This window comes from Cardiobacterium sp. (genome assembly GCF_057314735.1).
Map to the genome: position 1 here is coordinate 46,175 of NZ_DBHKZK010000049.1, position 12,739 is coordinate 58,913.

Consider the following 12,739-nt stretch of genomic DNA (forward strand, 5'->3'; position numbering starts at 1 on the left):
AATACACCGTAGCCGATACCGACGGCCACATCAGCAAACCGGGTACCGTTACCGTCACCTACGACGGCACCACCCCGCCGCCGACGCCACAACCGGGCAACGACGCGCCGGTCGCCAACGCCGACACCATGAAAGGCACGAAAGGCCAGCCGGTCACCGTTGACGTCCTCGCCAACGACACCGACGCGCAGGGCAACAACACCATCGATCCGAAGAGCGTCAAACTGGTCGGCACCAACGGCCAGCCGGTCACCAGCCTGACCGTCGCCGGGGAAGGCACGTGGACGGTTGATGCCACCACCGGCAAAATCACCTTTGCGCCGGAAAAAGGCTTCACCGGCAACCCGACGCCGGTGCAATACACCGTAGCCGATACCGACGGCCACATCAGCAAACCGGGTACCGTTACCGTTACCTACGACGGCACCACGCCGCCGCCGGCAAACGTCAAACCGGCTGCTGCCGCCGATACCGCCAAGGGCGAAGCAGGCAAGGCAGTAGAAATAGACGTGCTCGCCAACGACTCCGACCCGCAAGGCAACGATACCCTCGACAAGGGCAGCGTCAAACTGATTGACCCGGCGACGGGCGAGAAAGTAACCACGCTGAAAGTCGCGGGCGAAGGCACCTGGGAAGTCCTGGCGGACGGCAAAGTACGCTTTACCCCGGACAACGGCTTTACCGGCAACCCGAAAGCGGTGCAATACGTAGTCTCTGACACCGACAAGAACGAAAGCGAACCGGCGAGCATCACCGTTACCTACGACGGCACCACGCCGCCGCCGGCAAACGTCAAACCGGCTGCTGCCGCCGATACCGCCAAGGGCGAAGCAGGCAAGGCAGTAGAAATAGACGTGCTCGCCAACGACTCCGACCCGCAAGGCAACGATACCCTCGACAAGGGCAGCGTCAAACTGATTGACCCGGCGACGGGCGAGAAAGTAACCACGCTGAAAGTCGCGGGCGAAGGCACCTGGGAAGTCCTGGCGGACGGCAAAGTACGCTTTACCCCGGACAACGGCTTTACCGGCAACCCGAAAGCGGTGCAATACGTAGTCTCTGACACCGACAAGAACGAAAGCGAACCGGCGAGCATCACCGTTACCTACGACGGCACCACGCCGCCGCCGGCTGCCGATGCAGAAGTTGCCAGCATTACAGGCGATAAGGCGGTGGAAGGCACGGAACTACACTACGACGTCACCCTGAGCAAGGCGCCGACCGCCGATACCGAAGTCACCCTGAAACTGGTCAACGGCACCGGCGATGTCGCAACCGATCTCGGCAAAGAAGTCGAAGTCAGCACCGACGGCGGCAACACCTGGACGAAAGTCGCGCTTGATGCCGACGGGACCTTCAAAGTCACCGTTCCGGCGGGTAGCACCAATGGTGTCAAGGTCAGCGTACCGACGACGGATGATAGCGAAGTGGAAGGCGACGAAACCATCCGCCTTGAAGGCAAGACTGCCACGCAGCAGACTACCGTGGTGGGCGAAGGCACCATCGTGGACAACGATGCAAGCGGCAACGAGCCGACGCCGCCGACCGTTGCCAAAGACGACGCGCACAAGGGCGGCATGGTCATCACGCCGAACGACAAGGCTGACAAACTGGAAATTGACTACACCAACGAAAGCAACCAGCCGCAGAAAATCACTCTCAACAAAGACCCGGCGAGCGGCGAATGGAAAGCGGACGGCACCTTGCCGCAAGACGTGACCGTTGATGCGACGACGGGCAAAGTCACCCTGCCACCGAAAGAAGTCAAAGACGGCTCAATCGTGACCGCGAAGAACAGCGTGGGCAGCGAAAGCAGCGTTCCGGCGAAAGAAATCGCCGACAGTAACGACGTTACGCCGCCGCCTGCTGACAACCCCACCGAACCCCTGCTGGAAAAAGGCACGGGCAACGAACAGGGCGGCGTCAGCATCAAGCCGCAGGCGAATACCGACAAAGTCGTCATCACCTACAAAGATGAGAGCGACCAGCCGCACACCGTCACCGTGACCAAAGACCCGCAGACGGGCAAATGGAGCGCGGATGGCTTGCCGCAAAACGGCAAACTGGATGCCGACAGCGGCGAAGTCAAACTGCCGCCGGAAGCCATCAAAGACGAAAGCCCGGTAACCGCAGTCGCGCACAACGGCAACAACCCGAACACCGCGACCAGCGAAGTCACGAGCGACGTTAACGGCACCACGCCGCCGACCCCGCAACCGGGCGAGCCGACTGTAACCATCAGTGGTAGCGAAAGCGTCAACGAAGGCGAGGCGGCCAGCTACACCGTCAAACTGAGCCAGCCGAGCGACAAAGACGTCACCGTCACCGTCACCCTGACCCACAAGGGTACGGACGATGCCGACTTCGCCACCGCGCCGGATGCGACCAAGACGCTCACCATCAAGGCGGGCGAGACCGAAGCGAAATTCACGCTGGATATCGCCAAAGACGGCAAATTTGAAGGTGCGGAAAACTACAACCTCACCATCAGCAACCCGCAAGGTGCCGCACTGGGCAAAGACACCAGCGTTGATACCAAGATCGTTGACATCGATACCCCGCCTGCACCGACCATCAGCGAAGGTGCAGAAAAAGGCTCCGTTGACATCACCCCGACTGTGGGCGCGGACAAACTGACCGTCAAATACATCGACGAGAACGACAAACCGCAAACGCTGACCGTCAGCAAAGACCCGGCAACCGGCGAGTGGAAGGGCGATAACCTGCCGCAAGGCGTGGACGTTGATGCGAAGACCGGCAAAGTCACCCTGACGCCAGGTGCTGTCAAGGACAACAGCGACGTGGTTGCGACCAACAGCGGTGGTAGCGAAACCAGCCCCGAAGCCAAAGGCCAGGCGGGCGCGGGCGACAACACCCCGCCGAACCCGCCACAACCGGGCGAGCCGACTGTGACCATCAGCGGCAGCGAGACCGTCGAAGAAGGCGGCATCGCGACCTACAAAGTCACGCTGAGCCAGCCGAGCGACAAAGACGTCACCGTCAAAGTGACCCTGAAGCACAACGAAACCGACGACAGCGACTTCAGCCCGGCGCCGGAAATCACCAAGACGCTGACCATCAAGGCGGGACAAACCAGTGCAGAATTTACCCTGCACCCGGTAGATGACCAAAAAGCCGAAGACAAAGAAACCTACAGCCTCACCCTGAGCGAACCGCAAGGGGCGAAACTGGGCGACCAAACCTCGGTCACAACGGCCATCACCGACAAAGGCACCACGCCGCCGGCTGACGACGCACAAGTCAAGGCCATCAACGCCCCGACGACAGAAGAAGGCCAGCCGCTGGTGTACGAAGTCACCGTTGACACGCCGAAGGCTGATACCACCGTCACCCTGACGCTGAAGAGCGGCACGGCAACGCTGGGTACCGACACCGGCACCCCGATCGAAACCAGCACCGACGGCGGCCAAACCTGGCAAACCGTCACCCCGGACGCCAGCGGCAACTTCACCGCGACCGTTCCGGCGGGCAGCGACAAAGGCGTACAAGTGCGCGTTCCGACCGTTGTTGATACCGAAGTGGAAGGCAAAGAAACCCTCACCCTCGAAGCGGCAGCCAAGGGACAAACCACCCCGGTCAGCGGCGAAGGCACCATCGCCGACCAAGGCACCACGCCGCCGGCTGACGACGCACAAGTCAAGGCCATCAACGCCCCGACGACAGAAGAAGGCCAGCCGCTGGTGTACGAAGTCACCGTTGACACGCCGAAGGCTGATACCACCGTCACCCTGACGCTGAAGAGCGGCACGGCAACGCTGGGTACCGACACCGGCACCCCGATCGAAACCAGCACCGACGGCGGCCAAACCTGGCAAACCGTCACCCCGGACGCCAGCGGCAACTTCACCGCGACCGTTCCGGCGGGCAGCGACAAAGGCGTACAAGTGCGCGTTCCGACCGTTGTTGATACCGAAGTGGAAGGCAAAGAAACCCTCACCCTCGAAGCGGCAGCCAAGGGACAAACCACCCCGGTCAGCGGCGAAGGCACCATCGCCGACCAAGGCACCACGCCGCCGGCTGACGACGCACAAGTCAAGGCCATCAACGCCCCGACGACAGAAGAAGGCCAGCCGCTGGTGTACGAAGTCACCGTTGACACGCCGAAGGCTGATACCACCGTCACCCTGACGCTGAAGAGCGGCACGGCAACGCTGGGTACCGACACCGGCACCCCGATCGAAACCAGCACCGACGGCGGCCAAACCTGGCAAACCGTCACCCCGGACGCCAGCGGCAACTTCACCGCGACCGTTCCGGCGGGCAGCGACAAAGGCGTACAAGTGCGCGTTCCGACCGTTGTTGATACCGAAGTGGAAGGCAAAGAAACCCTCACCCTCGAAGCGGCAGCCAAGGGACAAACCACCCCGGTCAGCGGCGAAGGTACCATCACCGATGCCGCCAACAACACCCCGCCGCAGGCGCCGCAAATCGCCGACGGCGAGGCCAAAGGCAGCGTCACCATCACCCCGGATGCCAACGCCGACAGCCTGAAAGTAAGCTACGAAGACGAAAACGGTGACAAGCACACCCTTGAGCTGCACAAAGAAAACGGCAAATGGGTGCCGAAAGAAACCCTGCCGACAGACGTGAAGCTCGACGAAACCAGTGGCAAAGTCACCCTTGAGCCGAATGCGGTGAAAGACGGCAGCGACGTCAGTGCGACCAACGGCCACGGCGGCGCGGACAGCGATGCCGCCACCCACCAGGCCGGCACGGACGAAGCCAAAGTCATCCAGGGCAACGCCACCAGCGAAGCCATTGCAGCGGATAAAGTCGGTCTGAGCGGTGAGTATTACGGCTACAACGACGATAGCATTGACCGCTTGGTACAAAACGATCCGAAAGTCGCCGCTAATGTCCGTTATCACGCTGATGACAAAACATCCGGTGTAAACCTCAATAACAACAATAACCTGTATGATCTTGATTTCACAGAAAGAATGATCAATGGTCGTAATGGCAGCAAAGTTACTGGCGAGATCAAATCTGCAGCCGAAGGCACCCCAGATGCACGCTTCACCGTTACCGATATCAATTATGGTGGTAAAGCAGCGGTGTCCAGCGGTCTCGCCAACAACGAGAAAACCGCTGTGGGTCAAGGCTTAAGCCAAAGCAGTGCACTGCGCAACTTCCTTGACGTCAATGGCGCGGAAGATGCTGATTCCGCCAGAGTCGAAGCGGGCGCGCCATATAAGGGTACTTCTGGCCTCGGCTATACCACTGATGCTGCCGTACGGATCGTGGGTCACGTCTATTTCGGTGAAGGCACCTACGACTTCAAGTTTGCACTTGATAACGGAGCAACAGTTCGTATTGATGGCAAAGATATCTACAAAGATTTCTCCATCAGCGAGGCCGATACGCTTGGCAAGCACCCGAATGGTATCCACCTGACTGAAGGTGTACATAGTGTGGAAGTCATCTACCTTGAAGAAGGTGCGGTTTCCACCCTGCATATGCAATACAAAGCGCATGGTGCAGCGGATAGCAGCTATCAAACCATGGGGCTGGATAACAACCTCATGCTCAAACCGGAAGCCAGTCTGGATCTAAACCAGTTGCAAGACGTGCACAATACCGGTACGGCAAACAACCCGGCATGGCACGTCCGCACCGGCGCCACGCTGGACGGTGGTGAAGGCAAAGACGATATCACCGGATCCGAAGGTCGCGACTTCATCTATGGCCACGGCGGCAACGACAGCCTGACTGGTGGTAAGGGTGGCGATACCTTCATCTACAATACGAAGGCAGCGAATGGTCACGATGTCATCAAGGACTTCAAGATCGGCGAAGACAAAATCTCGCTCACCGATCTATTGGATACCAAGAGCATCGACGCCAAAACGCCGGGCTGGAAAGGCCTATCGGAAATCCAGAACGCCCAGTGGGATGACAGCGCACACAAACTTAGCTTCGACACCACCGATGGCGTGAAGACCTACCACAACAGCATTACCTTTGAGGGCATGACGCACAGCTACAGCAGTGCCGAAGAATTCCTCAAGGACAACACGCACATCATCTGATTCGTGCAGTGGTAAAAAACAAAGCCGCCCGCAAGGGCGGCTTTTCTTTTAGGCAAATTACCGTAGGGGCGGTTAGCAAGGAACGAGCGTAACCGCCCGCAACAACGAGCAACAGGCTGTTTCCCTATATAGCCATCCACCGAAAGTTTCAGACAAGGCGCGTCGCCGAAGACAGTACGCGGTTGTACGGCACGGGTTTCCCTAAAAGCCTGTTCAAAATCCCGGTCATCCGCACAAATTTGAATGGTTGCGCCAAATTGTCCCCTCCCCCGCAGGGCGAAGCCCGCAGCGGGCGGGTTCCCACGCAAAATGCGTCCGCATTTTGCGTGGGGCTCGGGGGAGGGTTAGGGGCTGTTTACATTTCAACCCTGCCCCGTTGCGGGCTTTGCTCTGCGGTCATCCACCAAACTGCTCCCTCCCCCGTGGGGGAGGGGCGGGGTGGGGGCAGCAAACCATCCGCGTCAGCGACTGCTTGTAAACAGCCGGTAGCGAGGAACGAGCGTAACCGCCCGCAACCACGAGCCAAACAACAGGCTGTTTCCCTTTTTTCAGGAATTGGGATGAAAAAACCGCCGCAGCGGCCTTTTCTCACCCCTTGTCATCCCCGCCTGCAGGCGGTTGCCGCCCCGCCATACGCTGCAACACCTTCTCGCCGCGCCGCTGATGAATCACCGTCATCACAATATGCCCGACGACAAGCGCCAGCAAAAACCACGCGCTACGCCCATGCCAAAGATCGCCAAAATGCGTTAGCGCATTCTCCGCGTTACCGTCGCGCCCGCGGGCTGCATCGCGCAGCAGCGCAATGCCTGGCACGGTGAGCATCAGCACATACAGCGCAAAATGACCGCATCGCACCGCACGATTGCCAGCGGCCGGACGGGTTTCGCTGGCAATCGCCCAAATGATGCGAAACAGCAGCAACATTAGCAGCACCGTACCGAGCGCCTTGTGTGCGGGAACCAGTACCCGCCAGCGTGCATCAATATGCCAGGCGAGCGCCAGCAGAAACATCAGCGCAATACCCAGCGCCATGCTCCAGTGCAGAAAGCGGCTGATACTGCCGTAGCGGTTGCGGGAGTCAGGTTGCATCATTGAATTTCCTCAAAGCTGTAAGTTCTCTGGGCAAGCATACGCGTTTGCACCCGCGGGCAGCATAAAAAATGCGCCCCGCCCACGCTCCCCTGGCACAAACCCGCCCATGCCGCTATCCTGCCGCTATCCCCGCAACCCGGATAACCATGACGACCAAACCCCTGCACATCGCCCTGCTCGCGGGCGAAACCTCCGGCGACCTGCTCGGCGCGCCGCTCCTCACCGTCCTGCGCAATCGCCTGCCCGCAGCCCGCTTCAGCGGCGTCGGCGGCGCGGCGATGCAGGCGGCGGGGCTTGATTCGCTGATCGATATGAACCGCCTCGCGGTGATGGGGCTGGTGGAAGTCTTGCGCCACTTGCCGGACATCCTCGCCGCGCAAAAGACGCTGCTGCAATACTGGGCGGACGACCCGCCGGACGTGTTCATCGGCATCGACGCGCCCGATTTCAACCTGCGCATCGCCCGTGCCCTGCATGCGCGCGGCGTGAAGACGGTGCATTACGTCAGCCCGTCGCTGTGGGCGTGGAAGGAAAAGCGCATCCACAAAATCCGCCGCTGCATCGACCTCATGCTCTGCCTCTTTCCCTTTGAAACCGCGGTGTACGACAAGCACGGCGTGCCTGCGGTCTGCGTCGGCCACCCGCTGCGCGACCGCCTGCAACCTGTCGCCGCAAGCGACGCCCGCGCCGTGCTCGGTCTGCCGCAAGACGTGCCTATCCTCGGCATCTTCCCCGGCTCGCGCCGCGGCGAAATCCGGCGGCTGTTGCCCGATTTTCTCCACACCTATGAACGCCTCAAGGCGGAAAATCCCGCGCTGCACGCCGTGCTTTCGCTGCGCCATCCGCCGGATGACGAAAGCGCCGCGCTGCTCGCCCGCCTGCCCGATTTGCACCCGATTGACGCCGACAGCGCCACGCTGATGTCTGCCTGCGACGCGCTCTTGCTCGCCAGCGGCACGATAACGCTCGAAGCGGCGCTGCTGGCGCGGCCAATGGTGGTCGCCTACCGCGTTCATCCGGTGAGCGCCGTCATTGCGCGCGCGCTGCGTCTTTTGAAAATCAACCGTTTCTCCCTGCCGAACCTGCTCGCGGGCGCGGACATCGTGCCGGAGTGCATTCAGGAAGACTGCAACTCGCCGCGCCTGGCCGCTGAGCTGGCGCCGCTGCTCACCAACGCCCCCGCCGCCGATGCGCAACGCGCCGCGCTTGCCCGCATCGCAGCCGCGCTGCCGCATAACGTTTCCGCGCGCGCGACAGACGCCATCCTCAAACAGTTTCCGTTAAACCCATGAAATCCCAAGCCATTCCCTCACACCCCGCAGACGCCCGCCAACGCGCCGCCCGCCTTGATGCCTTCCTTGAAGCCTGGGACGGCAATCCCCGGTTGCTTCAGATTTCTTACTTTCCGCTGCGCGACAACCGCCCGTTTGATCACTATCAGGCCTTTTGTGACGCCTTTGAGCAAAACCTCACGCCCGTTTTTTGCACCGATACCGCCGACCTGTACCGGCTCGCCGCACTGCTGCTCGGCGAGGCGCTGGTGGCGCATCTGGATTACGCGTGGTGCCGCAGCGGCGTTTTCCCCGATGAGCCGCTGCAAGTCATGCGGGACGGCGCTCACCCCCATGTGCTGCACCTGCCCGGGATGATTGCCAACGTTATCGCGCAAATCGACGAGACCGAACTGCCGCTGCTGCTTGACCGCATCTGTGACGAATACCTGCCCGATGCCGATCTCTACCACTGGCTGCTCGCACTCAACCATCCCAAATACGACGAAGCCGCCTACCGCGCCCGCTTTGGCATCACCCTCAATGCCAACCGCCGCAGCCGTGTCCGCCAACTGCTTGCCTGCAACACGGCCGCCATCCTGTACAACAGCACCCTGCAGCCACCGCTTGTGGCGATGGGGAAAAAGGGCTGGTACGCTGTGGACAGGTTTCTCAACCGGATGGAAAAACAGTTCGCCCGCGACTACGGCGAGGACTGGCGCAACATGACCGTCAATCCCGAGGAACTGCGATGATTGCCGGGGTAGATGAAGCCGGACGCGGTGCGCTGGTCGGCAACGTTATCGCCGCTGCCGTCATCCTGCCCGCGCACTACGACCTGCCCGGCCTGACCGACAGCAAAAAACTGAGCGCGCGCCAACGCGAAGCACTCTACACCGCCATCACCGCGCAAGCCGTCGCCTGGAGCGCAGCGGCGGCAACACCCGAAGAAATCGACGCGCTTAACATCCACCACGCGACGCTGCTGGCGATGCAGCGTGCGCTGGCCGCGCTTGACCCGCCGCCGTCAGAGGCGCTGATAGACGGCAAATTCACGCCGACGCTCGCCATCCCCGCCCGCGCCATCGTTGGCGGCGACGCGAGCGAGGCCTGCATCGCCGCCGCCTCCATCATCGCCAAAGTGACGCGCGACCACGAAATGCTCATCCTGGAGGCGCGCTTCCCCGGCTACGGCTTCGCCGCGCACAAAGGCTACGGCACCAAAGCGCACCTCGCCGCCCTCGCCCGCCTCGGCGCGATGCCGGAACACCGCCGCAGTTACGCGCCGGTGCGGGCGGTCATTACCCAACCCGACCTGCTCTGACCATGCTGCCTTACCGCTCCGAACGCGCTCCGTGGGGCGGCTTTCCGCCCGCCATCCGCAACGGCTACATCGACAGCCTCGCCGCCCTGCCCGACTACCCCGCCGCCAAAGCAGGCGAAGCGCCCGCCGCCTTCCGCCTCGTGCAGAAGCTGCTCAAGCCGGAAACCATTGCCGCCGTTGCCGCCTGCTTCCGCCCCACGCCCGATACCCGCATCGTCCCGGTACACGCCGAAGAACAGGGCGGGCGCAACAAAATCCCGCTGATGCTGGCGCACCTCCTCGCCGACGGCCTCGGCGGCAACCCGGTCGAAACTGGCATCGTGCAAAGCAGCCGCGCCCACCGCACCGGCAGCAACGCCAATCACCGCCTCGCCTTTCCGCCCGCTTTCGATGGCGCCGTCCAGCCCGGCTGCTGCTATATCCTCGTTGATGACACCCTGACCCAGGGCGGCACCCTCGCCGCCTTGCGCGGCCACATCGAAAACCGCGGCGGGCGCGTCCTCGGCGTCGTCGTCATGAGCGCCAAGCACTACTCGCTGCCACTCGCGCCCACCCCGCAAACCCTCGCCGCGCTGCACGCCAAACACGGCGACGCCCTCAATACCTACTGGAAACAGGAATTTCACTATGAACTCAACCGACTCACCCAATCCGAAGCCGCCCACCTCTGCGCCGCCGCTGATCTTGACACCATCCGAAATCGCATCGCTCAGGCAAGACTTGCAGCAGGCGTCGGCGTGGGCGCTGGCGGAGATACAGAAACAGAAAAATACCGCCACATCCTGACCCTGCTGCGGCAAGAAAACCCGGACGCCGTCCTCAAAAGCGAAAAACCCGCCGCCCCCTGCCGCGGCCGCGTGGTCTTCGCCGATAGCGACATCATCGTGCAGCACGTCGCCGACGGCAGCCGCTACTACCAAATCCATGAAAAAAGCGCGCTTGCCCGCGTCCCTGCCGTGGGCGAAAAAGCCAACATCAGCTACGCCGCGCACGAAAAACGGGCGCGGGTGCGGGTAATCAAGACGTGAGCCATATCGCCCGGATGATGCGCCGAGGCGCACCCTATGGCAGATGCTGTGCGTAGGGAGTGTGGCGGCGCAGCCGACACGCACGCGGGGAAGACTGAAACGCGTGCCTACTTGCGGCATACATCCTACAAATCAATAAAAAGCGTGCGTAGGGTGGGGCTTGCCCCACCGCCGCACAATCATGCCAGGTGCAGTCTATGGCGAGTTTGGGCGTTGTTTACCATTCAGCGGATAAGCCCCTCTCCCTCTGGGACTGGGACAGCTCGCGCAGCGAGAGAGGGCTGGGGTGAGGACAGCAAGTAATTGAAAAAGCAGAATTTCGGTTTGTCGATAATATCGCTACCCCCACCCCAGCCCTCCCCCGGGCCCCACGCAAAATGCGTCCGCATTTTGCGTGGGAGCCCGCCCGCTGCGGGCTTCGCCCTGCAGGGGAGGGGGATTTCTCAAATTGCAAACACCTCCTAACCGCGATAGAACAGCCCCGCATCCGGCACCTTGCCGCCGGTGATTTTGGCATTGAGCGCGTGCATTTCCGTGTAGAAATTCAGGATTTCCGCCTCGATGCCGGCAGCGGGAATGGCGGAAAAGCGCGAATGCGGAATGCCGGCAGCGAGCGCTTCTGGTGGGAAGGGCAGGTATTCGGCTGCGAGTTTCGCCGTCTCGTCAGGATGCGCCTTGCTCCATTCGACTGCCGCCTGCAAATCGTCATTGAGCACGACAATAAAATCTTTGTGCTGCGCGATAAATTCTTCGGTAAAAAGCAGCCCGGCGAGCGGCACCCGTGGCGCGCTGTTGAATGCTTCGCCCCAGAGCTGCTGCACGTCCAGCGCGCGCGCGATTTCCCTGCCTTTTTCTTTCGCCTTGATTTGCGCGAGGCTCATCAGCGGTTCGGGCAGGTTGGCGCAATCCACTTTGCCGCTCAGGAACAGTACCAGCGCTTCCGGCGGTGTTGCGGTGTAGCTCACCTTCGCCGCCGCAAAATCCAGCCCCGCTTTTTTGTAGAGGATTTGCAGGAGCAGGTCGGGCATATCGTTTTTGAAGGGGATGACGAGGCTGCGTTGCGTGAGATCGGCGAGGCTGGCGATAAGCGGCTTGCCGTCTTCGACGGGGGCGGCAATGTAGTTCAATCCTTCGCTCATGATGTTGAACAGTTTGACCTTGCGCCCCTGATTGTAGAGGTTGGCGGCGACGTAGCTCGGCACGATGGAGGCGGCAATTTCGCCGTTCACCAACCCGGCGCGCAACTGGTCGGGACTGCGCCAGATTTGCACGTCAAACGGGCTGATGTCTTTCGCCTTGCCTTCGCGCGCGGCGATGGCAAGCAACACGCTCGGCGTCACCGGCGGCCCCCACAGGGTCAGTTTGCCCGCGTTCTGCGCACGGGCGGGGAACGACAATGCGGCGAGCGCGGCGGAGGTGGTTGCGATAAATTGTCGGCGTTTCAACATGATGGTTCTCCGGTTGCAAATGAGAATGGCATTATAGCCCGCGCGTCGTCGCTGTCGTAGGGTATAGCAATCCCCACCAAGCCCTGTACAGCGTTGCGCCGCCTCGCCGTACAGGGCTTGGTGAGTATCGCTATATAATCCGGGCGATAGCTGAAGCGGAGATTGTTATGAACGATGAGCTGTGCGTGGTGCTCTCCACCGCGCCCGATCGCGCCAGTGCCGAACGCATCGGCGAGGCACTGCTGGCCGAACATCTTGTCGGCTGCGTCCAGTACGAGGCGATTCGCAGTCAATACTGGTGGCAGGGCGCGCTGTGCATGGACGACGAGGTGCGCCTTGCCATCAAGACGCGGCGGGCGCTGTATGACGCGGTCGAGGCGGCAATAATCCGCCTGCATCCGTATGACTGTCCGCAGGTATTGTGCCTGCCGGTTGTGGCGGTGAACGCGGGTTACGCGCAATGGTTGGCGGCGACGTTACGATGCGACAACCCTCAATGACGCCGCCCGGCGCGCGCCCTATA

At 61.5% G+C, this 12,739-nt stretch carries 8 protein-coding genes; 6 read left to right on the forward strand and 2 right to left on the reverse strand.

Going from position 1 to position 12,739, the window contains the following annotated elements; all coding sequences use genetic code 11:
- A partial coding sequence (locus ACO54Z_RS05945; RefSeq protein WP_485996195.1) for an Ig-like domain-containing protein occupies positions 1–6,050 on the forward strand: 6,050 nt, incomplete at its 5' end.
- Between the two features lie 588 nt (positions 6,051–6,638).
- On the opposite strand, the gene ACO54Z_RS05950 is transcribed toward ACO54Z_RS05945, so the two are convergent.
- A complete protein-coding gene (locus ACO54Z_RS05950; protein ID WP_485996196.1) occupies positions 6,639–7,145 on the reverse strand; it encodes a cytochrome b in 507 nt (168 codons plus the stop codon).
- A gap of 146 nt (positions 7,146–7,291) precedes the next feature.
- Here ACO54Z_RS05950 and lpxB point away from each other — a divergent pair, with 146 nt between their 5' ends.
- Genes lpxB through ACO54Z_RS05970 form a run of 4 tightly spaced genes read left to right on the forward strand, consistent with a single transcriptional unit; the run spans position 7,292 to position 10,768 of the window.
- Positions 7,292–8,437 (forward strand): lipid-A-disaccharide synthase, encoded by a 1,146-nt coding sequence (gene lpxB / locus ACO54Z_RS05955; protein WP_485996197.1) that lies wholly within the window; start codon positions 7,292–7,294, stop codon positions 8,435–8,437.
- The gene (locus ACO54Z_RS05960) at positions 8,434–9,171 is read left to right on the forward strand and encodes a hypothetical protein (protein ID WP_485996198.1); all 738 of its coding nucleotides are present in this window, start codon (positions 8,434–8,436) and stop codon (positions 9,169–9,171) included. Before lpxB ends, ACO54Z_RS05960 begins: the two co-directional genes overlap by 4 nt.
- Positions 9,168–9,740 carry a ribonuclease HII gene (rnhB, locus tag ACO54Z_RS05965; protein ID WP_485996199.1) on the forward strand — a complete coding sequence of 191 codons (573 nt, stop codon included), beginning with the start codon at positions 9,168–9,170 and terminating at the stop codon, positions 9,738–9,740. The genes ACO54Z_RS05960 and rnhB overlap by 4 nt, the downstream gene beginning before the upstream one ends.
- A gap of 2 nt (positions 9,741–9,742) precedes the next feature.
- Entirely contained in the window at positions 9,743–10,768 is a 1,026-nt protein-coding gene (locus tag ACO54Z_RS05970) for a phosphoribosyltransferase (protein WP_485996200.1), read from the forward strand.
- A gap of 461 nt (positions 10,769–11,229) precedes the next feature.
- Here ACO54Z_RS05970 and ACO54Z_RS05975 read toward each other — a convergent pair whose 3' ends face one another.
- Positions 11,230–12,216: an ABC transporter substrate-binding protein gene (locus ACO54Z_RS05975; RefSeq protein ID WP_485996201.1), complete on the reverse strand. Its 987-nt coding sequence runs from the start codon at positions 12,214–12,216 to the stop codon at positions 11,230–11,232.
- Between the two features lie 167 nt (positions 12,217–12,383).
- Between ACO54Z_RS05975 and cutA the strand changes: the two genes are divergently transcribed.
- Positions 12,384–12,716 carry a divalent-cation tolerance protein CutA gene (gene cutA / locus ACO54Z_RS05980; protein ID WP_485996202.1) on the forward strand — a complete coding sequence of 111 codons (333 nt, stop codon included), beginning with the start codon at positions 12,384–12,386 and terminating at the stop codon, positions 12,714–12,716.
- The last annotated feature ends 23 nt before the right edge of the window (positions 12,717–12,739 follow it).

Excerpts from the sequence above, each read along its gene's own strand:
- ACO54Z_RS05975 (WP_485996201.1), bottom strand. The coding sequence starts at position 12,216 with ATGTTGAAACGCCGACAATTTATCGCAACCACCTCCGCCGCGCTCGCC.
- ACO54Z_RS05960 (WP_485996198.1), top strand. The coding sequence starts at position 8,434 with ATGAAATCCCAAGCCATTCCCTCACACCCCGCAGACGCCCGCCAACGC.
- ACO54Z_RS05950 (WP_485996196.1), bottom strand. The coding sequence starts at position 7,145 with ATGATGCAACCTGACTCCCGCAACCGCTACGGCAGTATCAGCCGCTTT.
- ACO54Z_RS05970 (WP_485996200.1), top strand. The coding sequence starts at position 9,743 with ATGCTGCCTTACCGCTCCGAACGCGCTCCGTGGGGCGGCTTTCCGCCC.
- cutA (WP_485996202.1), top strand. The coding sequence starts at position 12,384 with ATGAACGATGAGCTGTGCGTGGTGCTCTCCACCGCGCCCGATCGCGCC.
- rnhB (WP_485996199.1), top strand. The coding sequence starts at position 9,168 with ATGATTGCCGGGGTAGATGAAGCCGGACGCGGTGCGCTGGTCGGCAAC.
- lpxB (WP_485996197.1), top strand. The coding sequence starts at position 7,292 with ATGACGACCAAACCCCTGCACATCGCCCTGCTCGCGGGCGAAACCTCC.